At 65.7% G+C, this 25017-nt stretch carries 22 protein-coding genes and 5 pseudogenes; 14 read left to right on the top strand and 13 right to left on the bottom strand.

Annotated elements, in window-relative coordinates:
• Together AWC07_RS06530 and AWC07_RS06535 are read left to right on the top strand one after the other, a co-directional pair.
• The coding region (locus AWC07_RS06530) for an HNH endonuclease signature motif containing protein (RefSeq protein WP_139829573.1) at positions 1–464 on the top strand (464 nt) is incomplete at its 5' end.
• 223 nt (positions 465–687) lie between these two features.
• A pseudogene (locus AWC07_RS06535) lies at positions 688–1670 on the top strand (dipeptidase).
• A gap of 491 nt (positions 1671–2161) precedes the next feature.
• Here AWC07_RS06535 and AWC07_RS06540 read toward each other — a convergent pair.
• Positions 2162–3934, bottom strand: a complete 1773-nt coding sequence (locus AWC07_RS06540; RefSeq protein ID WP_085105000.1) for an N-acyl-D-amino-acid deacylase family protein — start codon at positions 3932–3934, stop codon at positions 2162–2164.
• A 110-nt stretch (positions 3935–4044) separates the two neighbouring features.
• A pseudogene (locus AWC07_RS06545) lies at positions 4045–4420 on the bottom strand (STAS domain-containing protein).
• A gap of 272 nt (positions 4421–4692) precedes the next feature.
• Between AWC07_RS06545 and AWC07_RS06550 the strand changes: the two are divergent.
• The 3 genes and pseudogenes from AWC07_RS06550 to AWC07_RS06560 all read left to right on the top strand — a co-directional run.
• Entirely contained in the window at positions 4693–5742 is a 1050-nt protein-coding gene (locus tag AWC07_RS06550) for an ABC transporter permease (RefSeq protein WP_036417170.1), read from the top strand.
• Positions 5743–5745: 3 nt separating this feature from the next.
• Complete coding sequence (locus tag AWC07_RS06555) at positions 5746–6738, top strand: ABC transporter ATP-binding protein (RefSeq protein WP_036417169.1); 993 nt, start codon at positions 5746–5748, stop codon at positions 6736–6738.
• Between the two features lie 108 nt (positions 6739–6846).
• A pseudogene (locus tag AWC07_RS06560) lies at positions 6847–7128 on the top strand (MarR family transcriptional regulator); the annotation flags it as partial.
• Here the strand turns inward: AWC07_RS06560 and AWC07_RS06565 are convergent.
• The 3 genes and pseudogenes from AWC07_RS06565 to AWC07_RS06575 form a co-directional block, all read right to left on the bottom strand.
• Positions 7125–8438: an acyltransferase family protein gene (locus AWC07_RS06565; protein ID WP_036417168.1), complete on the bottom strand. Its 1314-nt coding sequence runs from the start codon at positions 8436–8438 to the stop codon at positions 7125–7127. The pseudogene AWC07_RS06560 and the gene AWC07_RS06565 overlap by 4 nt on opposite strands.
• A gap of 142 nt (positions 8439–8580) precedes the next feature.
• Positions 8581–8961 (bottom strand): hypothetical protein, encoded by a 381-nt coding sequence (locus AWC07_RS06570; RefSeq protein ID WP_036417167.1) that lies wholly within the window; start codon positions 8959–8961, stop codon positions 8581–8583.
• Between the two features lie 113 nt (positions 8962–9074).
• Positions 9075–9266, bottom strand: a pseudogene (locus AWC07_RS06575) (alpha/beta fold hydrolase); the annotation flags it as partial.
• Between AWC07_RS06575 and AWC07_RS06580 the strand changes: the two are divergent.
• Positions 9264–9434, top strand: a pseudogene (locus tag AWC07_RS06580) (TetR/AcrR family transcriptional regulator); the annotation flags it as partial. The pseudogenes AWC07_RS06575 and AWC07_RS06580 overlap by 3 nt on opposite strands.
• On the opposite strand, the gene AWC07_RS06585 reads toward AWC07_RS06580, so the two are convergent.
• Complete coding sequence (locus tag AWC07_RS06585) at positions 9409–10380, bottom strand: LysR family transcriptional regulator (RefSeq protein ID WP_051508157.1); 972 nt, start codon at positions 10378–10380, stop codon at positions 9409–9411. The pseudogene AWC07_RS06580 and the gene AWC07_RS06585 overlap by 26 nt on opposite strands.
• A 100-nt stretch (positions 10381–10480) precedes the next feature.
• Here AWC07_RS06585 and AWC07_RS06590 point away from each other — a divergent pair, with 100 nt between their 5' ends.
• The 5 genes from AWC07_RS06590 to AWC07_RS29710 all read left to right on the top strand — a co-directional run bounded on the left by AWC07_RS06590 (position 10481) and on the right by AWC07_RS29710 (position 13950).
• Positions 10481–11593 (top strand): hypothetical protein, encoded by a 1113-nt coding sequence (locus AWC07_RS06590; protein WP_036417163.1) that lies wholly within the window; start codon positions 10481–10483, stop codon positions 11591–11593.
• A gap of 59 nt (positions 11594–11652) precedes the next feature.
• Positions 11653–12240 carry a UGSC family (seleno)protein gene (locus AWC07_RS06595; protein WP_139829574.1) on the top strand — a complete coding sequence of 196 codons (588 nt, stop codon included), beginning with the start codon at positions 11653–11655 and terminating at the stop codon, positions 12238–12240.
• Positions 12240–13412, top strand: a complete 1173-nt coding sequence (locus AWC07_RS06600; RefSeq protein ID WP_036417160.1) for a CaiB/BaiF CoA transferase family protein — start codon at positions 12240–12242, stop codon at positions 13410–13412. Before AWC07_RS06595 ends, AWC07_RS06600 begins: the two co-directional genes overlap by 1 nt.
• Before the next feature lie 152 nt (positions 13413–13564).
• Entirely contained in the window at positions 13565–13774 is a 210-nt protein-coding gene (locus AWC07_RS27990) for a hypothetical protein (protein WP_036417158.1), read from the top strand.
• A complete protein-coding gene (locus AWC07_RS29710; protein WP_425271224.1) occupies positions 13726–13950 on the top strand; it encodes a PPW family C-terminal domain-containing PPE protein in 225 nt (74 codons plus the stop codon). Before AWC07_RS27990 ends, AWC07_RS29710 begins: the two co-directional genes overlap by 49 nt.
• 36 nt (positions 13951–13986) lie before the next feature.
• Here AWC07_RS29710 and AWC07_RS06610 read toward each other — a convergent pair whose 3' ends face one another.
• The 3 genes from AWC07_RS06610 to AWC07_RS06620 all read right to left on the bottom strand — a co-directional run bounded on the left by AWC07_RS06610 (position 13987) and on the right by AWC07_RS06620 (position 16626).
• The gene (locus AWC07_RS06610; RefSeq protein WP_036417175.1) at positions 13987–14793 is read right to left on the bottom strand and encodes a polysaccharide deacetylase family protein; all 807 of its coding nucleotides are present in this window, start codon (positions 14791–14793) and stop codon (positions 13987–13989) included.
• A gap of 196 nt (positions 14794–14989) precedes the next feature.
• Complete coding sequence (locus tag AWC07_RS06615) at positions 14990–15967, bottom strand: LLM class flavin-dependent oxidoreductase (protein WP_036417156.1); 978 nt, start codon at positions 15965–15967, stop codon at positions 14990–14992.
• Positions 15967–16626 (bottom strand): TetR/AcrR family transcriptional regulator, encoded by a 660-nt coding sequence (locus tag AWC07_RS06620; protein WP_036417155.1) that lies wholly within the window; start codon positions 16624–16626, stop codon positions 15967–15969. The genes AWC07_RS06615 and AWC07_RS06620 overlap by 1 nt, the downstream gene beginning before the upstream one ends.
• A gap of 151 nt (positions 16627–16777) precedes the next feature.
• Between AWC07_RS06620 and AWC07_RS06625 the strand changes: the two genes are divergently transcribed.
• Entirely contained in the window at positions 16778–17404 is a 627-nt protein-coding gene (locus AWC07_RS06625; protein WP_036417153.1) for a TetR/AcrR family transcriptional regulator, read from the top strand.
• Positions 17405–17558: 154 nt separating this feature from the next.
• Here AWC07_RS06625 and AWC07_RS06630 read toward each other — a convergent pair whose 3' ends face one another.
• The gene (locus AWC07_RS06630) at positions 17559–18716 is read right to left on the bottom strand and encodes a Zn-dependent alcohol dehydrogenase (RefSeq protein WP_036417151.1); all 1158 of its coding nucleotides are present in this window, start codon (positions 18714–18716) and stop codon (positions 17559–17561) included.
• Positions 18717–18861: 145 nt separating this feature from the next.
• Here AWC07_RS06630 and AWC07_RS06635 point away from each other — a divergent pair, with 145 nt between their 5' ends.
• On the top strand, positions 18862–20574 hold the full coding sequence (locus AWC07_RS06635) for a PE family protein (RefSeq protein ID WP_036417149.1): 1713 nt from the start codon (positions 18862–18864) through the stop codon (positions 20572–20574).
• Positions 20575–20681: 107 nt separating this feature from the next.
• Here AWC07_RS06635 and AWC07_RS06640 read toward each other — a convergent pair whose 3' ends face one another.
• The gene (locus tag AWC07_RS06640; protein WP_208622370.1) at positions 20682–22232 is read right to left on the bottom strand and encodes a DHA2 family efflux MFS transporter permease subunit; all 1551 of its coding nucleotides are present in this window, start codon (positions 22230–22232) and stop codon (positions 20682–20684) included.
• Positions 22232–23218, bottom strand: a complete 987-nt coding sequence (locus AWC07_RS06645) for an AAA family ATPase (RefSeq protein WP_036417146.1) — start codon at positions 23216–23218, stop codon at positions 22232–22234. The genes AWC07_RS06640 and AWC07_RS06645 overlap by 1 nt, the downstream gene beginning before the upstream one ends.
• Positions 23219–23632: 414 nt before the next feature.
• Between AWC07_RS06645 and AWC07_RS06650 the strand changes: the two genes are divergently transcribed.
• Entirely contained in the window at positions 23633–24031 is a 399-nt protein-coding gene (locus AWC07_RS06650) for a TetR/AcrR family transcriptional regulator (protein ID WP_139829576.1), read from the top strand.
• A 25-nt stretch (positions 24032–24056) separates the two neighbouring features.
• Here the strand turns inward: AWC07_RS06650 and AWC07_RS06655 are convergent, their stop codons facing one another.
• Entirely contained in the window at positions 24057–24869 is an 813-nt protein-coding gene (locus tag AWC07_RS06655) for an SDR family oxidoreductase (protein ID WP_099319386.1), read from the bottom strand.
• Positions 24870–25017 lie beyond the last annotated feature (148 nt).

Raw genomic sequence — 25017 nt, forward strand, 5'->3', positions numbered from 1 at the left:
AGCGCCGCTACCTCAGCTGTGATGCCACGTGTGAAGCATGGTTCGAACGCGACGGCCAGCTCATCGGCGCCGGCCGGACGACCCGCGTGATCAACCGCCGGCTGCGCCGCGCCCTTGAGCACCGCGACCGCACCTGCGCAGTACCCGGCTGCGGCGCCACCCGTGGTCTGCACGCCCACCACATTCGCCATTGGGAAGACGGTGGTGTCACCGAGTTGGCCAACCTGGTGCTGCTCTGCCCCTATCACCACCGCAGCCACCACCGCGGCATCATCACCATCACCGGACCCGCAGCCAATCTCAGCGTCACCGACAACTGCGGCCGGCAACTAAGCGCAGGATCGCTCGCACGCCCACCAGCCCAACCCCCGCCCGCTGTCGCAGCCTATCCCGGACCCACCGGCGAGCGCGCTGACTGGTGGTGGTACGAACCCTTCCAACCCCAACCACCACCAACCAACTGAGTTGGCTGCCGGCCAGGTCATTGCAAGTACCGGATCGGAGCTTAAACGGGTTGGCGCATCAAGGAATTCGTTCGCGATACACGGAGCAACGGCCATCGTGAACAGTCAAAGCCGACAACCGCACCCGCTACCCGACGACCTCGCAACACCCTCCCCACGATCCGCAACGACGTGCGCACTAACGTGGGCCAAAGCCGCTGACACCGGCAGGCGGCGCAGGAAACTGGTAGCGAGATGCCGAAGCGGGGTACCTGGCTCGTACTGCCTGCTGCTCCGCGATGATCGTGACAACTTCGCCATCGACCCGCTGATCCGCTATCAGCACCGCGCCGGCGTATTGGTATCGGTCAACGCGGGATATTCGCCACATAGCTTTCAACGACGCGACGGCGCTGCTGCGCCATTATCGCGCTGCTGTCGTTGCCAACCCCGCCCTGGAATTGGCGGCCGGCACCGACGATGTTGAGGCGATTACCGGTGCTGGCGGCATCGCGGTGGTGTTTGACCTCGAAGATTCACGCCCGCTTGACGACAACCTTGACAACCTGTCGATGTTGGCCAACCTCGGGGTGCGCACCCTGCTGCCCACCTACAACCACGCCAATCGGGCCGGCAGCGGCTGCCTCGACAGCACCGATGGCGGTCTGACCGACTGGGGCCGCGCAATTGTTGCCGAGATGAACAGCGTCGGCATTGTTCCGGACGGCTCGCACTGCAGTGCCCGCACCGGACTAGACATGTGTGAGGTCTCCACAGGCCCAGTCGTTTACAGCCATTCGTGCATGCAGGCGGTTTGGGATCACCCCCGCAACATCACCGACGATCAGGCCCGGGCCTGCGCGGCCACTGGCGGCGTCATCGGAATCACCGGCGTCGGTATCTTCCTTGGACCCAATACCCCCACCCTGGAGGCGATGACCAAGCACCTCGAATACGCCGTCGACCTGGTGGGCATCGACCATGTCGGTGTCAGTACCGACTTCTCCTTCGACTACGCCGACGTCATCGATGAATTCGCCCGCAACCCGCACCTATTCGACGACAGCTACACCCGTTGGGGGCCGATCCAGGGGATGACACCCGAAACACTGCTTACGTAAGCTCGACGAGCATCTTGCTCAGCGGGGATGGACCCACGCCGAAATCAACGCCGTTCTCGGCGCAAACTTCTATCGGGTGGCCAAGCACGCCTGGCGCGCCTCCTAAGCCCTCCTAAGCCCTCCTAAGCCCTCCTAAGCCCTCCTAAGCCTAAGCAACCCGCCGATCAAACGAGCGTTACCGCCGCCCACATTCCGTACTGTTGTGCACTGGCAGACTCATAATCCAGGCACTTGCCGGCGGTATCCAGGCCGTCCGCGACCGCCGCCGTGCCGGAAGCGATTTGACCGACTGCGCCGGGGATCCCCACGCCGGCCCCACCTTCAGGGACTGTTAGAGCCAGAACTCCCAACAGATCTCGCCCGTCGCAGCGACCTGGCGCAAGCCTTGCGATAACTGGACGGAAGCCTGAATCAATTCGCGAACGTAGCGCTCATCGTAGCCCGGACGCCAAATTGGTGAGATCGTCAACTTTTGGCCCTCAGCAAGCGAAGCTAGCGCTGCAAACCGCGCAGTTCGCCGACGAATTGCCAGTGAGCCGCCGTCGCCGTACCGACGGCTCTGCCGCCGCGGGGACCAGGCCCGCCAGCGCGTTAGCGTTAGCGCGCGCCACGCACCAGACGGCCGGGGCGGGCCCCGGTGTCTACGCCGTTGCGACGGGTGACCGTCCCACTGACGATCGTGGCGGTGTATCCGCTTGCGCCCTGCAAGATTCGGTGTCCACCGGCCGGTAGGTCGTAGGCCATCACCGCGGGATGCAGCGTCAGCCGGTCCATATCGATGACGTTTATGTCGGCCTTCTTCCCGGGCTCGATGGTGCCGCGGTCGGTGAGGCCGAACAGATACGCTGTGTCCCGGGATTGCTTGCGGATCACGTATTCCAGCGGCAACTGCTCGCCCCGGCGACGGTCGCGGGCCCAATGTGTCAGCAGAAATGTGGGATATGAAGCGTCACAGATCATTCCGCAATGAGCGCCGCCGTCGGAAAGCCCCAGCACCGCGGCCGGGTGCAGCATCATCTCCCGGATCGCATCGCAATTGCCGTCGGCGTAGTTGAACAACGGCAGCATCAGCATGGCGGTCGCGTCCGCCCCGAGCATCAGGTCGTAGAGGGTCGCCAGCGGGTCCTCGCCCCGCGCCGCCGCGATCGCGGCGACTGTGCGGTCGGGCGTGGGCTCATAGTCGGGCGGATCGCCGAGCGCGTAAAGACGTCCCAATGCGTGCTGAACGAACGCGGACATGCCGTCGAAAAGCACCGTCGGGTCGATGGGCAGATCTGCTTCGGCGAGAATCGCGGCCTTCACAGCCGGGTCGGCGAGACGGCGCGCCAGGTCGTCGCGGCCGCATTCGGCCGTGAGCCGGCGGTAGGTGGGTCGATGGCCGAAGGCATGGTGCCCGCGGAAGCCGATCATCATGCCGAACGGGCGCGCCGCGATCTGCGGATGCAGCCGGCTGCCCGCCTCATGCGCGGCCGCAGACAGGTCCAGCTGCTCGCGCCACAGGTTCGGGTCGGCGTCGACCTGGATGAGCGCGAACGACACCGGCCGGTCGATTTCGGCGCTCAGCCGCCGCATCCAATCGAGCTCCTTTTTGGGCCCGACGATGTCCTCGCCCGCCGCCCCTTGCGGGGCGAGCTCGAAAACGGCCTGGCCACCTGCCGCCATGGCGCGGCCGAGACCGAACAGCTCGTCCTCAGCGGCGAAGGTGCCGGGCACCGGCTCGCCGTCCATCGCGCGGTGCGCCAGCGTGCGTGATGTCGAAAAGCCGAGCGCGCCGGCTTCGACCGCCTCGGTGACCAGCCGGCTCATCGCCGCGATGTCCTCAGCGGTTGCCGGCTCGTTGCGGGCTCCGCGCTCACCCATCGTGTACGCGCGCACGGCCCCGTGCGGGATTTGGCTGCCCACGTCGATCGCGAACTTGCGCGCGTCAATCGCATCGAGGTACTCGGGGTAGCTCTCCCAGCCCCAGGTGATGCCCTCGGTCAGGGCGGTGCCGGGAATGTCCTCGACACCCTCCATCAGCTTTATCAGCCAGTCCTCCCGGCCGGGGCGAACCGGAGCGAAGCCGACCCCGCAGTTGCCGGTGACCACCGTCGTGACCCCGTGCCCGCTCGACGGCTCGAGCAAGCCGTCCCAGCTCACCTGCCCGTCGTAGTGGGTGTGGATGTCCACGAAGCCGGAGGCCACCAATTGGCCTGTCGCATCGATGGTTTCGGCTGCGCCGGCCATCGCCAAGCCATCCATCGTGGGGTCGTTAGATCCGCGGCGGACAACGTCGACGATCGCACCGTCCTTGATTCCGATATCCGCGGGATACCGCTTCGCGCCGGTGCCGTCCACGACGGTGCCGCCGACAATCTTCAGATCCAACATGTTGTTCCCCGGATTTCCGCGATTACGCTACTGTGCGTAGCGTATGTGTCGACGGTAGGCGTCCCGATCGCTTGAGTCAATGAAGCCAAGCTGTGGGGGCCGCGGAAACCTCACTCACCGGCAAAACTTCTGAGCGCGCTATCGAGCGTGCGGTAGAGGGGGAACACCGAATCGATTCCATGAGTTTGATCGGACGGCTGGTGGCCGGGCCGTCCGCCACGACCGCGAAACGGGTCGGTGGCGCCACCTGAGCGTTGGCGGTGACCAGGACGGTCATCCCGGCCGAGGCCAGGAAGTCCAATTTTGACAGGTCGACGATGAGTGCCGGGGGCCGGCGGCCAGCGCGGTCTGTATCGCCTCGGCGAGCTGCGGCGCGGTGAGCATGTCCACTTCGCCTGATACGGCCAGCACGATCGCCGGATCTGTCTGGGATTTCTGGATGCCGAAAGCAGTCGGAGTTACCGGATCGCCAGATTCTTCAGTCATGCTGTATCTCACATCCGTTGCTGGTGGGACACCGCCGGTTTCCCAGACACCTACTACCAAGCCCGGGGCTGTGGTCTCAACCCTGTCGACCGTCGATCCTGCGCAGCCACGCCGTGGCGCGATGTCACCACGACGATGGCGCCTAAAGATCCCACTGGCGACCCAACGCAGCCCATGCTACCTGTGGCGTTCGGCGCGGTCGCCGGCCCGGTACGCGGCCGGCCCGGACAAAACCTGGACCGGGACGACGGGGACGTTGGTAGGTTCTGGGAATGCTCTTCGCGGCCCTGCGTGACATGCAGTGGAGAAAACGGCGCCTGGTCATCGCCGTCGTCAGTACCGGATTGATCTTCGGGATGACGCTGGTTCTGACCGGTCTCGCGAACGGCTTCCGGGTCGAGGCCCAGCACACCGTCAACTCGCTGGGCGTGGACCAATTCGTGGTCAAGGCCGGCGCGGCCGGGCCGTTCCTGGGTTCGACCCCGTTCCCCGACGTTGACCTGGCCCGGGTGGCCGCCGAGCCCGGCGTCACGGCTGCCGCACCGCTGGGCTGTGTCGGGACGATCATGAAAGAGGGCACGTCAACGCGAAATGTCACCGCCTTCGGCGCACCTGAGCACGGGCCCGGCATGCCGCAGGTCTCCGAGGGCCGCGCCCCGTCCAAGCCGGACGAGGTGGCGGTTTCGAGCACGCTGGGCCGCCACCTCGGCGATACCCTGCAGGTCGGTGCGCATTCCTTGCGGATCGTTGGCATCGTGCCCAATTCGACCGCATTGGCCAAGATCCCCAACATCTTTCTGACCACCGAGGGGTTACAGCAGCTGGCCTACAACGGACAGCCGATGGTCACCTCCATCGGGGTTGACGGCTCGCCCCGGGGGCTTCCCGACGGCTACCAGACATACGACCGCGCGGGCGCGGTCCACGATTTGGTACGCCCGTTGCGGGTAGCGGTGAATTCGATCTCGATCGTGGCGGTCTTGCTGTGGATCGTGGCGGCGCTGATCGTCGGATCGGTGGTGTACCTCTCCGCGCTCGAGCGCATGCGCGATTTCGCGGTATTCAAGGCGATAGGCACTCCGACACGTTCGATCATGGCGGGGCTGGCACTGCAGGCACTGGTCGTCTCCCTGCTCGCCGCGGTGGTAGGCGTGATCCTGTCGAAGCTGTTGGCGCCGTTGTTTCCGATGATCGTCGCGGTGCCCGCCTGGGCCTATTTGGCGCTGCCGGTGGTGGCGATCCTCATCGGCCTGCTGGCCAGCCTGGCCGGTTTGAAGCGCGTTGTGACCGTCGATCCAGCGCTGGCGTTCGGAGGTCCTTGAGCTGTGGGCGATCTCAGCATTCAGAACCTCGTCGTCGAGTACTACAGCGGCGGCTACGCGCTGAGGCCGATCAACGGGCTGAGCCTCGACGTGGAGGCCGGTTCGCTGGTAATCCTGCTGGGGCCTAGTGGCTGTGGGAAGACGACGTTGCTGTCGTGCCTTGGCGGCATTCTGCGTCCGAAGTCCGGTGCGATCAAGTTCGAAGACGTCGACATCACCACGCTGGAGGGTGCCGCGCTGGCGAAATACCGGCGTGACAAGGTGGGCATCGTCTTTCAGGCGTTCAATCTGGTACCGAGCCTCACCGCCCTGGAAAACGTAATGGTTCCCATGCGGGCGGCCGGAATGTCGCGCGTCGCCTCGCGAAAGCGCGCCGAGGAATTGCTGACGCGGGTCAATCTCGCCGAGCGAATGAAACATCGTCCCGGCGACCTCAGTGGCGGACAGCAGCAGCGGGTCGCGGTTGCCCGCGCGATCGCGCTGGATCCGCCGTTGATCCTGGCCGACGAACCGACCGCGCACCTCGACTTCATCCAGGTTGAGGAGGTGCTGCGGCTGATCCGCGAACTCGCCGACGGTGACCGCGTCGTCGTAGTCGCGACTCATGACAGCCGAATGCTGCCGATGGCCGATCGCGTGGTCGAGCTGACACCCGACTTCACCGAGACGAACCGGCCGCCCGAAACGGTGCACCTGAAGGCCGGTGAGGTGCTGTTCGAGCAGAGCACGATGGGTGACCAGATCTATGTGGTGTCCGAGGGCGAGTTCGAGATAGTCCACGAATTAGCCGACGGGGGTGAGGAATTGGTGAAAGTGGCCGGACCTGGAGACTACTTCGGCGAAATAGGTGTGCTGTTTCACCTGCCACGTTCGGCGACCGCGCGAGCCCGCACCGACGCGACAGCCGTCGGCTATACGGCGCTGGCTTTCCGGGAGCGCCTCGGCACGGGGGGAATGCGCGACCTGATCGAGCACCGCGAGCTGGCGGGCGACTGATTCCCCGTCGGGTCTGACCGACGCCAGCGGTGTCGTCAGCGGTGGTGCCGGCTGAAGAACTGCCAGATGGTATCGGTCGCGTCGAGAGCTGTCGACGGTTCGGGCAAGCGCCTTGCCGTTAGCCGGCAGGCGGTGGCCCAGGCCGTTGCGGCACTGGAACGCCACGACTATGTCAGCCGCGTCCCGGACCCCGTCGACGCCCGCGCTCGGGTTATCGAGCTGACGCCCCGCGGTCGCCAGGCGCTTCGTGTGATGCGTTCCAATGCAATCGATGTGGAAGAGCGCTGGACGCAGATCCTGGGACAGCGTCGTCTTGCCGACCTCCGGAAGAGCTTGCAGCTGTTGCTCGCCGCGTCGGACGCCGAGGCGACCGACGCGGCGTCACCTTAGGTCCTGTCGGCACACCCGGCCCACCGTGCCGCGGCCACGACCCGAGCAGCCACGAGTGCGCCCAGCATGACGGCCACGCAGGCAAGCCCGTCGTCCTTGAGGCCCCACTTCACCGCGGCCAGGATCGCGGCCCCGGCCACGCACAGCAGCATGCCCACTACCGTGCCCTGCCGGCGTGACGTGATGGCGGGTGCCCCATCCCAGCCGGGCAGCGCATTGTTCTCCAGCGGCCGCAGCATGACGAACAGCACTGCCGTCACGGCGGCCATGAGAAACAGCTGCTGCACGCTGATCGTGAGGAAACCGGGCTGTCCGGGATAGCGGGGGTGGCCGGCGATGTCGAAGAGCAGCTGCACCGCTAGCAGTACCGGCAGGTGCCACAGGTACAGCGTCATGGCGCCGGTATTGCCGATTGCCGTCAACCACCACACTCGTGGCCGCCGGGCCCATCGAGCGATCCGGGGTGCCGCCGCAATGGCCAACGCGGACAACGTGATTGCGTGACCGGCCAGCAGCAGCGACGGGGGGCTCATGTTGGGCAGCCGCTGTCCTTCGATGCCGACCAGGCTCAGCTCGTACGGCCCCCACCGAAGCAGCGCGACGTCGATGGCGAACAGTGCGGCGGCGGTGCCTAGCGCGGCGCGCCCGGAGAGCAAGCGGCGTCGGTAGGCAACGCCGAACATGGCGGGAATGAGCCAGACCGCGAGGTTGAGGTAGCCGAGAGACGCGACGGCGGGCCAGTGCAGCCGGACCGCGTCGATGACCGCGATGACCGCGTAGACCGTCGCCACGCCGGCGGCCAGCCGCCCAGTCGTGCTGATTCGAGAAAGCAGCGGCATCGTGGCCAGCACCAGCACATAGGCGCCGAGAAACCACAGCAGTTGGATACTGATCCCGGCGACGGGCTGGTAAACATGCTGGGGCAGTACCGGATACAGCATGACCAAGGCGATCGCCCAGAACCCGAGGTAGTAGAACACCGGGCGAAACAGCCTGCTGCAGCGCTTCAGCAGCCAGTCGCCCCAGTTGGTGCCCGGCCGCCACGACGTCAGGCAGGCCGCCGCGCCCGCGAAGAAGAACAGCGGCATGATCTGGAAGATCCAGGTCAGCGCCTGGAACACCGCCGAGGTGGTCAGCAGGTTGTCCCAGATGAGTACGCCGCCGCGGATGACACTGATCGCCATCACCGTGTGGCCGACGACGACTCCAAGCAGGGCCGTGATGCGGATGACGTCGATGGCGCGGTCGCGGTCGGCCGGGGTTCGGGCGGCCAGTTCGGTGGGGCTGGGAAAGCCGATGAGCGTTGTCATGTCCGGGAGCATCGCGGATCGACGCGGCGCCCGGCTTGCGTAGTTCTACCCGTTCCGGCTGGGTACGGCTACCGGGAGTTCGGCTATCGCTTCGCTTCCCGCAAGGCAGGGTGGGCCGACCGGCGCCCGCTGCGGCGCTGATTCACCACGCCGACGCGTGCTGGGTCAACGTCAAGAAGAGGTATCCGATGCAGAGCAGGAAGTTCAACGCGACGATGGCCAAGCCGACCGAGATCAACGCCTGCCGGCAACAACGCTGAAGGCGTCGCATCGTGGCGACCCGGTTTTCGTGGTTTATCCGGATGGCAATCAAAGCGAAACTGACACTTATCATTTCGTCGTCTGAGACCGGCATACCGGCCAGCATTTCCCGTAGCCGTCCCGGTGGGATTTCCACACCCACCCGCGCGAAGCGGCGGCTGAGCCGTCGCGCCTGGTGCCGGCCGAAAAAGTGATCGCGCATCGGAAGCTGATGCGAGAGTCTCCGTCGTTCGTCGCCCCAAGGGTTCGACGGGGTCGTCACAAGGCGGAATTCTATGCCGTTTTAGCACCGTATCGGTGCTGCCGCGCCAACTTTTTCGGCGAAGCTTGTCCGGATCGTGGGGCGGGCGGTGACGAGTGAGCCCGGGGTGCGCGCTAGGTGCGCACGGCCACCGTGGACAGCAGATCGGCGAGCCGATCCGGCCGGTCCACCATCGAGAATGTCCGCGCTGCCTCGATCAGTTCGAACCGGGCGTTCGGAATGGTCGCGGCCAGCCGTTCACCGTCCTCGCGTGCAAAGAACCTGTCGTCGGCCGACCAGGCGATCAGCGCCGGCTTGTCGACATCCAGGCCGGCCAGTTGGCTGCGCTACCGGTGCGACCGCTGGCAACAGTGATGATCGGTGCGCTCGACGAGGCGGCCATGGCCATCGCCACCGCCGAGGATCAACAACGCGCCCGCCGCCAGATCGGGCAGGTGCTGCGACGGCTCATCGACGGGTTGCCGGAGGACTAGTTTTCGCCGACTGGTCGGCCAGTTGTGGATAGTGCCGGCTGAGGTCTTCGAGGTATCGCGGGGACTCGGCCATGGCGACGTCGAGAAAGCAACGCACGCTGGGTGATTGGTTGGCGGAACGCCATGCCAACGCCAGCGGGCGGTAGGGCAGCGGCCCGTGCAGCGGGATGAACCGGACTCCGTTTCGGCTGAGGTTGATGAAAGACGTTGGCAATAAGGCGCTTCCGGCACCGGATGCCACCAGGGCGAGAATCGTCTGGATCCGCGCTACTTCGTCGACGATCGGCGGCTCGATGTCGTGCATCCGAAACAGCTCGATGACATCGGCGTAAGTGGTGGCCGCCGCACTTCTGGTCCACAGGATCATCGGCTGGTCTGCCAGCAGTGACGGGGCAAGACGCTGGTGTCCGGCGAACGGGTGGTCCTCGCAGACGACCGCGGCCAGCGGGTCGTCGAGCAGGGTCTGGATGGTCAACGACGGTTCATCGACCGGGCCGCGCAAGAAGCCGATGTCGATACGGTGCGCGACCAGCTGCGCCGTCTGCTCAGCGGTATCGAGTTCGGCCACTTCGAGTTTGACCTCCGGGTAGCGGCGGCGGTGTGCGCGCATCACGTAGGCCAAGACACCGTCCACCGCTGCCTGAAGCGCGCCGACATGAAGGTGGCCGAGCTGGCCGGTGGCGGCCCTGCGTGCCGCGGCAAAGGCGCGCTCAGCGTGGGTGAGCGCCAGTGCGGCTTCCGCGAGAAGGGCGTGGCCGGCGTCGGTGAGCTCGATCGGGCGGCGGGAGCGGTCGATGAGCTCCACTCCCAGTTGGCGTTCCAGCTTTTGGATCTGCTGACTCAGCGGCGGCTGGGCGATGTGAAGCCGCTCGGCGGCGCGACCGAAGTGTCGTTCCTCGGCGACCGTCACGAAGTAGCGCAGCAAGCGCAACTCCGGATCTGTCATATGCTGAGAATATATTGCCTGTCTCAATATGTCTTGGACTATGAAGATGTAGCGGTCCTACCGTGGTCTCGAAAGCGACCAAGACCAGGAAGGCAACCGCATGACCGCCGTGCTCACCGACGAACTCGACCTCGTCGAGTACTACTTCAATCAGCCCTGGAGCGACGGGTTGCCGGTGGTTCCGCCGACACCCGAGCGCGTCGCCGCAGTGCTGCACATGCTGGGCGGACGGCCCGAGGAATTGGTGGCGCGTATCCCGCCCCGATGGGGCAGCCTGACGCGGGAATTGCTGGCGGTCAACATGGTGATGGCCGGATGCAAACCCGAGTACGCCCCCGTCGTGCGGGCAGCCGTGCTGGCGTTGACCGATGCGCGGTTCAACCTCAACGGCATTCAGGCCACCACGCACGTCGTATCGCCGCTGATCGTGGTCAACGGGCCGATGGCCCGCCGGATCGGAATGAACTCCGGCGGAAACGTATTCGGCTCGGGTAACCGCGCCAATGCCACCATCGGCCGCGCGATTCGCCTGATCATGCTCACCGTCGGCGGCGGCATTCCCGGCGAGCTCGACAAGAGCACCCTGGGCCACCCCGGCAAGTACACGTTCTGCATCGCCGAAAACGAAGCGGCCAGCCCGTGGGCTCCGTATCACGTCGAGCACGGTTACGCCCCGGACGACAGCACCGTCCTGGTCATCGGCGCCGAAGCCCCGCACAGCGTGACCAACCACATTTCCGATGACCCCCAAGGGATTCTGGACTCCATCGCCTCGGCGATGAGCACGATCGCCCACAACAACGCGGTGCTCGGTGGCTCCTGCACCGTGGTCATCGGTGTGGAGCACGCGCAGACCATCGCCTCCTTCGGCTGGACGCGCGACGACGTCCGTCGCTACCTGTGGCTCAACGGCACCAACGACTGGGACGACGTGAGCTACGGCAACCGCTACGCCCCCTCGGGTGCGCGCACATATAACCGCAACCTGCCGAAGTGGTATCCGCGCGAGTCGGGCCGGCGGGTGCCGATCATCTTCACCCCCGACGACATTCACCTGTTTGTCGCGGGCGGATCGGCGGGCCGGTTTTCGGCTTTCCTGCCCGGCTGGAGCACCGCGACCACCCCGGTGCTGCGCGCCATCGAGGACCACGTCGTCAGCTCCGCCGGAAGCGGACGCGACCTCGAGTGCTCCGACGGCTCCTGCCGCCTGTGAAATTCCCGACGACCCGACGAACCCGACGAACCCGACGAACTCGACGAAGGAGAACCCCGATGACCGACTTTGCCTATGACCCGTGTGGCGTGATCGAGGTGGCAACCATCCCCATGGCCCCTCGACCCAACCGCGTCGTTGGGCTGCGCCTGGGCGTGCTGAGCAACACCAAGTGGAACGCCGCCAAACTATTGCGGGCCACCGTGCGCGAATTGGCAAGTGACGGGCTGACGTTCACCTCGGTCACCTACTACGACAAGCGCCATTTCTCCTCGGATGCCCACCCCGAGTTGATCGAGCGGATCGCGGCGGAAAACGACATCGCGCTCACCGCGATCGGTGACTGTGGCTCATGCTGCTCGGCGTGCGTCAACGATGCGGTGCGGCTGGAACAGGCGGGGGTGCCGACAGTGGTCATCGTGACAACGGAATTCGAGCATGAGGCCCAATTGCAGCGTGAATCACGCGGCATGGCGGGCCTGGAGCCTGCCATCGCCACCCATCCGATCAGCAGCTTGACCCTCGAGCAACTCGAGAGCCGCGCCGCCGAGGTGGTTCCGCAAGCCCTTCGGATCTGGTTCGGTGTTGCTCCGGTGTCGCGCAGTAACGGCAAGGTGCCGGCGGTGTTCGGGCCGGTCGGGACATGATGAACGGCACTGCAGCACGGCCGCTTTCGCCGCTGCTGGTGGCCGACTTCTCCCGGGTGCTGGCCGGGCCGTTCTGCACGATGACCCTCGGTGATCTGGGCGCCGAGATCGTCAAGATCGAACCACCCGGTGGCGACGACACCAGGGCTTGGGGGCCGCCGTTCGTCGCGGACCAAAGCGCCTACTACTTGAGCGTCAACCGCAACAAACGCAGCATCGTGCTCGACCTGCGCGATGCCGAGGATCTGCGGGTGGCCAGGGCCTTAGCCGAACGCGCCGACGTGCTGGTGGAGAACTTCCGCCCAGGCACCATGGCGCGCTTCGGCCTGGACGAGCCCGTGGTTCGTGCTGCGAACCCGGCTCTGGTGTACTGCAGCATCTCGGCGTTCGGGACCGCGGCGGGACGCGAACTGGCCGGTTACGACCTGCTGGTCCAGGCGCTCGGCGGGTTGATGAGCATCACCGGGGCCGACGGCGACAGCCCGACCAAGGTCGGGGCCGCTCTGGTGGACGTCCTGGCGGGCCTGTTTGCCACTGTTGGGATCCTCGCGGCGCTGCGCGAGCGGGACCGGTCCGGGTGTGGCCAACACGTAGAGATCAATCTGATGTCGGCCCTGCTGGCTGCGCTGGCCAACCAGTCCGCCGGTTTCGTTCTGGCCGAACACATTCCGCGGGCAATGGGCAACGGACACGCCAGCATCGCCCCCTACGACAGCTACCCGACCGGCGACAGGACGATCGTGCTCGCCGTCGGCAACGACAAGCAATTCGGCCGGCTCTGCGACGCGCTGGGAATCTCCGGCCTGGCCCGAGACCCACGATTCGCCACCAACGAATCGCGGGTGCGCAATCGATCACTGTTGCGCGAGCACCTGGAAGACGCGTTGGCAACCGAATCGGCCGAGCATTGGACGAAAACCCTCCCGGCACGGGGAGTTCCCGCCGGCGCCGTCAACAACGTCGCCGAAGCCGTTGCCCTGGCCGAGCGGCTGGGCCTGCACCCGATCCGCAATACCGAGGACGGCGACGCACTCGGTCGCCAGGTGGCCAGCCCGATCAAGTTGTCCGCCACACCGGTGACCTACCGCACCAGGGCACCGCGCCTCGGCGAACACAGCAACGACATCCGTGCCTGGGTGACCCGCCCGCAGCCGCGACGCAAGACCGCATGATCGCCCGCAACACAGCTACCGGACAACTCACTCACAGAGTACTCACGGCGCACAGACACACTCCGGTAACCCTGCATTCCGCAACGGTTATGTTCGGTCAGATTTAAAGTCCCGCGGAGGTAATCGGCTGCTCCGGTCGTTGACGGGGTGCCTTGGGTGCGGTCATCGCCGGCGCAACGGGCGGGCCGATTGCGCTCCCGTTCGGCCTGTCGGCCGGCATGCTCCCGGCTATCGGTTCCGCGGCGGGCCTGGGCGCCTTCCCGGCGCTGGGGCCGCTGCCGCACCGGCCGCGGCGATACCCCAACTCGGCGCGCTGGCCGGATCGGCACCGGGCGCCTCCGGTGCGCCGGTTTCAGCGGTAGCCCCCGGCGCTGGAACGTCGGGGTTCGTCGGGACTCGCGGCACGGTTGGTTCTTCGTCGCCCGCAGGGTTGACCCTATTGGTCGGTGACGAGTTCGGTGCCAGTGCCCGGACTCCGTTGCTGCCGGCCACCTGGGATGTGCAGGGTGTCGGCGCGGCCGGTTGCCTGGCTAGCTGAAACACATTTGGCGGCAACGCGTTACGCGCGTGCCGGCTACGGGGTCCTCAGGAATACGTCGTTGAGAGTAACGGTACGAAGGTCGCGTGCGCGGATGATCTCGACGAGTTGCGGGTAGACGTGGGTCACCGGCAGGTGGTTGAGGTGGCCGATAACGATGGCCTGCGGGACGAAATACTGGTCGGCCATTTTGACGATGTATTCCTCGGTGATCAACGTCGAATCCGACAGCGAGCCCGACCACAGCACCGGGACCGTATAACCCAGATCGGTGGCAACCGTGTCAACTGCGGCATTGTGCTTTGCATACGGCGGACGCCAATACGGTTTGGCACCAATGCCGTACGTCTTCTTCAAGAATTCGTCGTTACGGGTGAGCTGTTGGGCGATCTCGCTTTTCGACAGCGTCGTGAGATCCGGGTGCGACCAGGTGTGGTTACCGAGTTGGATCTGTCCGGACTCGACGAGCGGCCGAAGCAGTGCCATGTTGTCGGTCCAGGAGTCGTATGTTCCGTTGACGAAGAACGTCAACCGCACCCCGGTGTCCTTGGCGAACTGCGTGTAGGCACCCACCACCTCGGTATTGACACCGTCGTCGACCGTCAGCGCAAGCAAGTCGCCGTTACCGGGAAGCTGGCTCAATACGCCGCCGCCAGGCAACCGGATGCGCGCACTCGACGGTGGCGGCGGCAGCAAACCGGCGACGGTCGGGCCGGAAGTCGGCGTGGCAGCCACCGGGGTCTGCGCGAAGGTGCGCGGCTGCGGGTCCACCATGCACCGGGCCGCGCCCACGCCGACAACCGTTGCAGCGGCGAGCGACCCCAGGAAGCGGCGACGATTCAGCTCTGACATATGACGGTCGCAATCGAACGCCCGCGCAAGCGGGCAGGTGGCGAACCGGGCATACCCACATCGGGGATGCCGACAACGAAGATCGGAGCCACCACAGCAGCGAACCGTACCACCACCAGCATCGATATGTCGTGTTGAACGCGACAGGGTCGGCATTCTGTTATCTGGAACACGCCGTCAGGCCGCGTCACACCTGGGGCAAGACCTCATCGGTCAGCAGCTGCAGGCTCGCCCAGCCGGCATCGAGCGGCAGTCCGCCAACAAGGGGGTTCATCACGACCTCCTTTCGGCCGCTGCGAATCTGGCCGATCAACTGCTCGGGCGTGAGGATCTCGACGTTGTTCAGGCCACGCAACTCCTCGACCGAGCCGGCCGGATTCTCATTCGGCCGGGGCACGCCCGACCGCTTCCAGGCGCTGTATTCGGCGGTCTCGTTCATGATGAAACTGCCATAACGGGACCAGGCCTCGTCCGGGTCGGGGTGCAGGAGGGTGACGGTACTGCCGTTTTCGGGGTGATAGACGAAGCCCCGTTTGCCCTGGTTGCGCAGCTCCTGCTGATACACGGCCGCAAGTTCGGGCATCGCCATCGGCGGCGAGAACGGCAGCCCGAAGCGCGCGGCTCTCCTGGCCGCCGCACCGGTCATACCGCCGACGAAGACGATCGGATGGGGGCGGGTATGCGGCTTCGGCGTGACGTTGATGAGTGCGCCCTGATATTCGAAGGGCTCGTCGCTCCACGCCTTGAGCATCACTGACAGACAGCGATCCATCAAAGCGCCGCGCTGCGACCAGTCCTTGCCGGCGGCGTGGTATTCCTCAGGCCGGTAACCCATTCCGGCCACGAAGCTGAAGCGGCCCCGGGCCAGGTTGTCCAGCACGGCGATATCCTCGGCGAGCCGAATCGGATCGTAGAGCGGGACGATGAGGGCGTTGATGCTGATCCGCACGCTGCGGGTGCGCCCGGCGACCGCAGCGGCCAGAATCAGCGGCGACGGCAGCCAACCGGTCTTGGCCAGATGATGTTCTTCGCCGCTGACCGCGGTGAAGCCATGGGTATCGGCGAACTCGGCCATCTCCAGTGCGGCCTGATAGCGGCCGGTGTGCCGGGCCGCAGGATCGGCGATGTTGGTCATGTTCAGCCGTAGTGCGGTGAGCAGACTCATCACTGCCCGCTGACCGGGCGGCTGGCACCCGCGAACAACGTGCCCCGGATCAGTCTCTTTGCCGAGCCGAGCGTGGCTTCGTATGCCTCCGGCGCCAAACTGGCCGCCTGCTCGGACAGCCCGCGCGTCAACGCGCAGATGGCCTCCACCGCTCCGGCCGGGCCGGTGTCGGGGGACAGCACACCTTGCCCGTTCGCGTCCGCGACGATCTCGCTGACGACATCGCGCAGCGCCTTGGATCCCGGATACTTCGGACCTCCGCGCGACGACCGGGCATAGCTTTCGATGCGGACAGCCCGCAGGAACGCGGCCAGGTGCGGGTAGTCGTGAATCAGCCGTGTCGACTCGTCCAGCACCGCATCGAGTCGGTCGACGACGTCGTCGGACTGGGCTGCGGCCGCACGCAGCCTTGGCAACACGATCTGCTCGATCTCCTCGCCGGTCGCGTTGAGCAGCTCGGACTTGTTGGGGAAATAGTGATAAAGGCTGCCGCTGGTCATGTCGGCCGCGCGGGCGATCTCGCGGACCGTCGCCTGCGAATAGCCGACCTCGGCAACGCAGCGCATGGCCGCGGCGATGATCCGTTGCCGAGTCTGCTCACCATGTGCGCCAACCGGCCGGCCCAATTGAGACCCTGACGCAGAAGAGCTAACGGTCATGCCGCGCGGCGTCCTCCGTTGATCCGTCGGTCACCCACCGCCCGCCTGCGCGGACGCCGGAACTAATCGATCAGTCGAATATATTCGACCGTGTCGAACCCATGCCGCCCGCCAAGCGCGGGCAACCACGTGAGTGAGGAACACGCCCACCATGACCCGGGCACAGCTTGGCCGCCCCGTCGGCGCAAGCGGCGAGGAGACCCGCCAGCGCATCATCGTTGCGACGATGCGGTGCGTGGCCGAGGTCGGCTACTCGCAGGCGACGATCCGCGAGATCGCCCGGATGGCGGAGGTGACCAGTGCCAGCTTGTACAACTACTTTCCGAACAAGTCGGAACTGATCAAGGCGACGATCGCGGCCAGGGCCGACGCCGCTATGCCACGGCTGCGAACTGCGGCGCAAGGTAGCGGCGACGTCGTCGAGCGGATCGAAGCAGTGCTCGACGAATGTGGCCAATTGATGCGTGAGTACCCGGAGCTGGCCGCCTTCGAGTGGGCGATCCGGGCGGGAAACATCGTGAGCTCCGATTGGCCCGCAGCCGCCGAGGTGGGTGATCGCGGATTCACGACGTTTCGCGAGATCATCGAGGGCATTGTCGACGATGCTCAGCAGCGCGGCGAACTCGGTGAACAACCCGATGCGCGGGCCACGGTGGAGGCGATCTATGCACTCATCTACGGGTTGACCGAGTTGGCCGCCACCCTGCCCCCCGAGGAGTACCAGGCGGCGCTGAGCTCGGCCAAGGTGTTGGTCAGAGGCGCGCTGTTCGACCGCTGATCGCCGTCACCAGGATTTCGCCGAACGTGTTCTGAGAGTGAGAAGTTGGCCGATTTTTCGCAGCCATGGCACGCTCGGTGGACCAGGTGCGTAGATCGGCGCATTGGGCTCCGGCTCGCCAGTGACCGTTGTGACAGACGTGATGAACGGCGTGTCAGCCCAGGTCGAAATCGATGACTCCGCGGATCAGCTCACCCGCGGCGAGATCGGCATAGGCGTCGTTGATTTCGGCTAGCGCGTACCGCTTGGTGATCATCTCGTCGAGGAGCAGCCGTCCGGATTCGTACAGCGTGGCCAGCAGCGGAATGTCGCTCTTGGGATTGCAGGAGCCGAATATCGTGCCGCACAACGTCTTATTCATCAAAATGAAATCCTGCAACGCGACGTCGACCGAGGATGTGTTCGGTGCGGGCAGGCCGGTGAGCACGCAGGTGCCGCCCTTGCGGGTGAGCTTCAGCGCTGCGTCGACGTCGGCCGCTTCTATCATCGCCGGGGAGACGACGACGGCGTCGGCCATCACCCCGCGGGTTAGTTCGCGCACCAACTCGAGCGCTTCCGGCGCGGTCGCCACCGCATGGGTGGCCCCGAAGGTCGGGGCGGACGTGCGCTTGAATTCGGCGGGATCGACGGCGATGACGCGGGCTGCGCCGCTGATCCGCGCGCCCTGGATGGCCGCGGTGCCGATCCCGCCGGCGCCGATCACCACCACGGTGTCGCCACCGCGCACCCTGGCGCGACGGGCTGCCGAACCGTATCCGGTCGGAACCGCGCATGCCAGCAGCGCGGCGGGCGCCAACGGGAAGCCGGGATCGATCTTGACCAGCGAATCGGCGGACACAACGGTGTGTTCGGCGAACGCCCCGATCTTGGATATGTGTCCCAGGTTTCGCCCGTCGACGGTGTGATGGCGAAATGTGCCGTCGGTCGGCATACCGGGGGCGAGCGTCCCGGCTCCGGTGTCGCACAGGTATTCCATGCCGCAGGCACACCATCGGCACTGACCGCACACGGCGACGAATGACGTCACCACGTGGTCGCCGGGCGCGAAGCGCCGGACTCCCTCGCCGACCCCGATCACGATGCCCGAGCCTTCGTGTCCGCCGATCGTCGGCGACATCGCCGGAAGTCCCAGGGAACGCAGCGTTTCTGCGGGGGGAGCCAGCCTGCCCTGGCGGATGTGTTCGTCGGAGTGGCACAACCCGGTGGCTGCGAGACGCACCAGGACTTCGCCGGAACGGGGCGGATCCAGGTCAAACTCTTCGACGGTCCACGGGCGGCCGTACTCGTAGAGAATGGCGGCGCGGCTTCTCATGGATCCGTTGCATCCATCATGGCTCCCCGGAACGGCGAAACGACATACTATCAACCGATTGATTATTTGGTTGATAGCGACACCGCAACCGGCCGAGGCCGATACTATCAAGCGGTTGATTATATAGCTTGGTGGAGGAACGGCGATGTCGTATCTGGTGGTGGTTCCACAGCTGTTGTCGTCCGCGGCGACCGAACTGGCGACTATTGGCACGGCGCTGAACTCCGCTGCCGCGGCGGCAGCGCTGCCAACCACCGGCATACCGGCAGCCGCTCAGGATGAGGTCTCGGTGGCGGTGGCATCGCTGTTCGCGGCGCACGCCCGGGAATATCAGGCGCTGAGCGCGCGGGTCAGCGATTTTCACCAGCAGTTCGTGGAGTCGTTGACGTCGAGTGCGGGATCGTATGCGGCCGCTGAATCGGCCAACGCCAATCCGTTGGCGAAGGCGGCGCTCAACCTGATCAACTCGCCCGCGCAGAGCCTGTTGGGCCGTCCGCTGATCGGTGACGGTGCCAGCGGCGCGCCCGGCACCGGGTACGACGGCGGGCCGGGCGGGTTGCTGTACGGCAATGGCGGCGACGGCGGATCGGGCGGGGCCGGTCAGGCCGGAGGCAACGGCGGCAGCGCTGGTCTGATCGGCAACGGCGGCGCCGGTGGGCGAGGCGGCGGCGGTGTCGCGGGCGCCTCGGCCGCCCCGCCCGGCGGACGGGGCGGAGCCGGGGGTGTGCTGTGGGGCAACGGCGGAAGCGGCGGCACCGGCGGGGCCGGTGTGCCGGGCAGCGCAGGCGGCGTTGGCGGTGTCGGTGGCCCCGCCCAGTTGATCGGCGACGGCGGCAACGGTGGCATGGGCGGTTCGGGTGCCGACCCCGGCCCGGGTGGAGCCGGTGGTGCCGGTGGACAACTGGCCGGCCGTGCCGGTTCCACCGGGGCACCCGGCACCCAGGTCGGTGCACCCGGCGTTCCGGGCGGTCCGCCGGATCCTGGCGGGCCGATTGGTCCCGGCCAGAACGCGGTCGACGCGGCCCGTTCCGGCGATCTCGCCTCGTCGAACGGGGGAACCATCACCGACGGTGCTCTCAAGGAGATCTCGGGCATTGACGCCGGCATCAAGAACCCGAATGTCGTTTGGGTGCACAATGATTCGGGGGACTCGGCGCGAATCTTCGCTGTCGACGCAAAGACCGGCCAAACCTTGGGCAGCTACACACTTGGTGGTGCAAAAGCCGTCGACTGGGAAGACATCGAGGTCGCCACCGCGGCCGACGGCAAGTCCTATATCTATGTCGGCGACATCGGCGACAACGGATTGTCGCGCAGCGATGTCGTCATCTACCGCGTCCCCGAGCCGACGGTGACCGGCACGGCGACCAACCCCACGAACACCACGTTGACGGGGGTCGATCAGCTTCGTCTTGTCTATCCCAATGGAGAAAAGATCAACTCCGAGTCACTGGCCGTCGATCCACGCTCGGGCAACCTGATGGTCATCGAAAAGACCAGCGCCAACATTTCCCGCGTCTATTCGGCACCGGCAACTGCGTGGGGAAGTACCGGTGATACAACGCTGCAACAAGTCGCGACGCTGGACTTGTCGCAGACCAACTCGAAACTTGTCACCAGCGCCGACTTCTCACCGGACGGTTCGGAATTGGCCGTTCGCACCTATCGCGACGTGCTGCTGTGGAATCGGGACCCGAACAGCACTGCCTGGTCGCCGTTCAGCCAGCAGCCCGCTATGGGGCCGGCGGTTCCGAATGAATCCCAGGGTGAGGCGATCGCCTTCCATCCGGACGGGGCCGGCTACGTCACGGTGAGTGAGGGGACAAACCAGACCCTGCACAACTTCGACGCGCCGTGACCTCGATGGCGCGCCGGTGGAGCGCGTCATCAACGACGGGAGTGTGCTGGCCCGCAGCCACGTGGGCGAGAGACGCCGCTTGCGAAGAACGCCCATGACCGAGCGAGTCAGTGAATACCTGTCGATGACTGCCCGCTGTGCTGCGCGGCGCAACCTGGCTCGCGTCGTTCAGGGTGCCTCGGCGCCATGGCCTCTGGCTTCTTGTACAAGAAGGCCAGCGGTATGAAAGTCAACCCGACCAGTACGACCGCCACCACAAGCGCCGCGCTGTAGGCGTGCGAAAGGTCGTTCAGAGAAAGGGGCCGCCGCGACGTTACCGGTTGGTGGAGCTGGCTGGTCAGGATCACCGACAGCAGCGCGGTGCCCACCGCGGCTGCCACCTGCTGATTGACCTTGATCATCGTCGAACCCCTGGCCATCTGATGTGGGGCCAGCGTCTGCATTGCCACTGCGACCAGCGGCATCCGGGTAGCGCCCATGCCCAGTCCTAACATCGTCAGAGCGGCCAGAAGCATCGGCAGCGACTCACGTTGCTGGGCAACGCCATAAGCGAAGACACCCATGCCCGCGACGTTCAACGTGACGCCGATGAGAAGAACCCCGCGAGCGCCGCGTCGGTCGATCAACATTCCCGCCAACGGCATACTCACCGCGGCGCCGATTCCTTTGGGGACCACGCTCATCCCGGCTTGCAAAGGTGTCTGGTTCAGCAGCTGCTGGAAGTAGCTGGGAAACAGTACCCCGGCGCCGAAGGTCGAGACGATGTAGAAGAACATGGCGACGTTGGTGAGGGTGAACGCTCGGTTGGTCAATAGGCGCAGGTCGATCAGGGGCCTATCTGACCGGTGGAGAGCATGAAACACGAACCCGATAATCAACGCCGTACCAATGGCCAGTGGTATCCACACGTGCCTGTCGGTCACGGTGCCGCGGCCAGGGATTTCGGACATCCCGTACAACAGCACCGGCAGGCCCGGTGACAGCAGCAGCATCCCGATGACGTCGAAGGTCTCCGACGGTGCCGAGTCATCGTCGGGCAACACGATCGCGGCCAGGCCGATTGCGGCCACACCGACGGGCAGGTTGATCCAGAAGATCCACTGCCAGCTATAGCTGTCGATGAGCCAACCGCCCAAGACAGGCCCAAAAGCTGGAGCGAGCACAACCGGGATTCCCAGCACTGCCATCACGCGACCGACCCGTTTGGGACCTGCCTCGCGGTTCACGATGGTCAGGGTCAACGTCGTGAGCATGCCACCGCCGAAGCCCTGCACCACCCGAGAGACGATCAGCACCGCGATGTTTGGCGCCACCGCGCACAGCAGCGAGCCCAGTGTGAACGCGACGACGGAACCGATGAAGATTCGTTTTGTGCCGAATCGGTCGGCTGCCCAACCAGCCAGCGGGATCACGGCGGCCAACGCGAGCGTGTAACCGGTGATCGTCCAGGCAACGACGGCCTGGGTCGAGCCGAAGGTGGTGACGAAGGTGCGTTGGGCAACGGTGACAACGGTGGTGTCCAAAAGGTTCATGAATGAGCCCAGGACGCACACTCCAGCTATCCACCACAGCCTGGCGTCGAGCTTGTCGGCATTGCTGCTATCGCGGCTCGCAAGGTGAGGGGGCAGGCCGGGTTGCCGTCCGCCCGGGCGGCGTATCACCGTACTTCCCGGGCGCAGTGGGAAGGCGTCAGCTTTTCGACAGCGCGCAGGGCCGTCGCAGTCCGCTCTTCCCAACCGCCGTTGACAACGACGAATGGTCGTCCCACCGCGCGCAGAGCGCGCTCGCAGCGGGCGACGAAGTTAACGCCCTCACTGAGCGGATAAGCCACACCAGCCGTGTCCGACGGCGTGTTGGGCGTCATGAGGAGCGTGAGATCGTAAGGGCGCCGGGGTAATTCGCGGAGTCCGGTGGGGCAGCTTCCTAACAGCAACTCGGCCCACATGGTGGTCGCCAGCGGATCGGTGGCACAGATCAGCACCCGATCGGCGTCGCGCGCCAAGGCTTCCTCCGAAGCGATCTGTCCGCGAACGATTTCGGTCCAATCCAGTGCTGTCGACGAGCCTTCGTTCAAATCCCGTGGTGTCCTTGACCATTCGGGAACCCATTTCGTCCCAAGCTTTTCGGCGAGCGCCATGGCGAGGGCGCTCGCCTCGGCGGGATCGGGGCTGAGGATGCTGACCCGTTTCACGAAGGCGGGCCGCACGCAGCGTGGGATGTGCTGCCAGTGCGCGAACGGGTTCGCGCGGATGCACGTTGCACTGACCGGAACGACTGCGCGCGGCTGATCGACTGACACGAAACGCGCTCCGAGAATTCGGGCGAAGTCCGCGCCGTAGGGCTCGGAGGCAAAGACGAAATCGGGACGCACTGGGAGCACTTCCTCCAACCCCGCCTTCCACCTGGCCCAGGACGGCGGTTGGTCCGACGGATGCTGCAGGTTCTCGATGGAGAGACGAGTCACGCGATCGAAGGGGAACAGCTCACGCATCCATGCCACGCGTTGGGTGCTCGATATCGGGTCTTGGGCCTGTACCGAGATGACGATCGTCAGATCATCCACCCATCGGTGCGCGAACTCGCAGAGGTAAATGTGGCCGGCATGGGGCGGCAAGAACCTCCCGAGCACCATTCCGCGGGTCACGACGGCCTCCGCACGCCGGTGACGGGGTCAGCGTTTCGCGGGCCGGCGCGAAGGACCTGCGCCTCAGCAGCGCTATGTCCGACATCGCCGAATGCGCGCTCAGCACGTAGCGGAGGCGGACCAAAACGATGCACGAACCTTGTTTAGCACCAGGTTGCGCCCACGTCTGGATAAATCGGCGTCTGGATGTGGCGACGCGGATTGGCGCATGCCCCGGTATTGGCCCGCCAGGCGGCATGGCAGCCGGACAAGTCACGTCGCGTGTCCCTCTGCACTGGCGGTCGTGACGAAAGTCGCCGCAGCGCCAGGCCCGCAACTTCCGGCCATCCGCGCCATGGCGCACTGCGCACCGACCCGATTCCGGCCAAAAGCACTCGCCCGCAAGGATTGGGGATGGAATTATTCGCAGGCCAGGTGGAGGCGTTCGAGGCGGCCCGACTCCACTGTTCTCGCGCCACTATCTGTCGCTACGTGGGTGGCAAAGCCCAGATACGCGACGCCGTGGTGATGCGTATGTCGGCTCGCATAATCGACACTGTTCACCACGCCGTCGATGGTCTGAGCGGCCCTGAGCGCGTGGTAGCTGCGATCACCGTGGCGCTGGAACAGATCAGGGCCGATCCCATACGCCGACTGATGCTCGACTCGACCGTCGCCGCTGATTTGGGCGATCTGCACTCCTCACCGATCTTGGGTCGCCTCGCCGCCGATCTCACCGTGGACGGGCCGCCGGGCGCTGAACGACGCGGCATTTCGCTGATTCGCGCTCGCGGCCATAAGATGCTTGGACGTGGCAGGTGCCACAGCGAATAAGCCGCTCGTGGCGCGCGGGCGCTCATTAGCTACCCGACCGCACCGCCGCGATGACGCCACCGTCGACCAGCAGGTCGGTACCGGTGATAAAGGATGCGTCGGGGCCGAGCAGAAAGGCCGCTGCCGCTGCGATGTCGTCAGGGGTTCCGATGCGGCCAGTGCCCGAGCTGGCGATCATCGCCCGCATGTCTTCGCCGACGCCGGAGTGCAGTTCCTGCTGCCCCATTGGCGTCGAGATGATGCCGGGGCTGATCGAGTTTATCCGAGCGCCGCGGCGGCCCCACTGCGCGCTCGCGGCACACACTCGAATATGATTGGCCCGCTTAGCGATCGGGTAGGCAAAGGCCGGTTCGGTGACCCGGCTGACGAAGTCGAGCGCTAGCAGGTCACCCGGCGGGTTGTGGGCCAGCGCGTGCTCTTGCTCGGCGGTCAGCGGCGGGACCAGGTGGCCTGCCATGCTGGCGATCACCACACCCGCGCCGCCCGGCGCGACGACGTCGCCGAACTCCTGCAGCATCAGCGCAACGCCGACCAGGTCGACAGCCAGGATTGTTTGCGCCCAGGCTTGCACCGGGGAGAGCCCGGCGGTGTGTGCCACGTGGGTGACATTGCCGAGGGAGGCGGCGTACTGCGCGAGCCCGCGAACTGATTCCGCTGAAGCGACGTCGACGCTGCGACCCAGCACGCGATGGCCGGCAGCGGAGAGGGATTCGACGACGGATGCCAGCGCCTCGTCGTTGTTGTCGGCCAGCAGTACCGTCTTGCCAGAGCCCGACCGGCGGGCAATCGCCTGACCGATGCCGCCGGCACCGATAACGGTCAACACATCCCCATGCACAGCCATGCCACTACCTCCGTTCGGGAGACACCTGCGATCGCCAGTCACCACCTCAGGTAGTCAAACCTAAGCTAGCGGGAGTTTCCGCCCTTGATGCCTGATCAGCGTTGTTTGTGCTGGTCAGTGGTGGTTTTTTGGGTTGGTGGGT

This window comes from Mycobacterium gastri (assembly GCF_002102175.1).
GTDB lineage: Bacteria > Actinomycetota > Actinomycetes > Mycobacteriales > Mycobacteriaceae > Mycobacterium > Mycobacterium gastri.

Coding starts and splice junctions, on each gene's coding strand:
- AWC07_RS06585 (WP_051508157.1), bottom strand. CDS start 10,380: ATGACAGATCCGGAGTTGCGCTTGCTGCGCTACTTCGTGACGGTCGCC.
- AWC07_RS06620 (WP_036417155.1), bottom strand. CDS start 16,626: ATGACCGTTAGCTCTTCTGCGTCAGGGTCTCAATTGGGCCGGCCGGTT.
- AWC07_RS06590 (WP_036417163.1), top strand. CDS start 10,481: ATGACCGCCGTGCTCACCGACGAACTCGACCTCGTCGAGTACTACTTC.
- AWC07_RS06540 (WP_085105000.1), bottom strand. CDS start 3,934: ATGTTGGATCTGAAGATTGTCGGCGGCACCGTCGTGGACGGCACCGGC.
- AWC07_RS06615 (WP_036417156.1), bottom strand. CDS start 15,967: ATGAGTCTGCTCACCGCACTACGGCTGAACATGACCAACATCGCCGAT.
- AWC07_RS06625 (WP_036417153.1), top strand. CDS start 16,778: ATGACCCGGGCACAGCTTGGCCGCCCCGTCGGCGCAAGCGGCGAGGAG.
- AWC07_RS06635 (WP_036417149.1), top strand. CDS start 18,862: ATGTCGTATCTGGTGGTGGTTCCACAGCTGTTGTCGTCCGCGGCGACC.
- AWC07_RS06600 (WP_036417160.1), top strand. CDS start 12,240: ATGAACGGCACTGCAGCACGGCCGCTTTCGCCGCTGCTGGTGGCCGAC.
- AWC07_RS06550 (WP_036417170.1), top strand. CDS start 4,693: ATGCTCTTCGCGGCCCTGCGTGACATGCAGTGGAGAAAACGGCGCCTG.
- AWC07_RS06565 (WP_036417168.1), bottom strand. CDS start 8,438: ATGACAACGCTCATCGGCTTTCCCAGCCCCACCGAACTGGCCGCCCGA.
- AWC07_RS06630 (WP_036417151.1), bottom strand. CDS start 18,716: ATGAGAAGCCGCGCCGCCATTCTCTACGAGTACGGCCGCCCGTGGACC.
- AWC07_RS06595 (WP_139829574.1), top strand. CDS start 11,653: ATGACCGACTTTGCCTATGACCCGTGTGGCGTGATCGAGGTGGCAACC.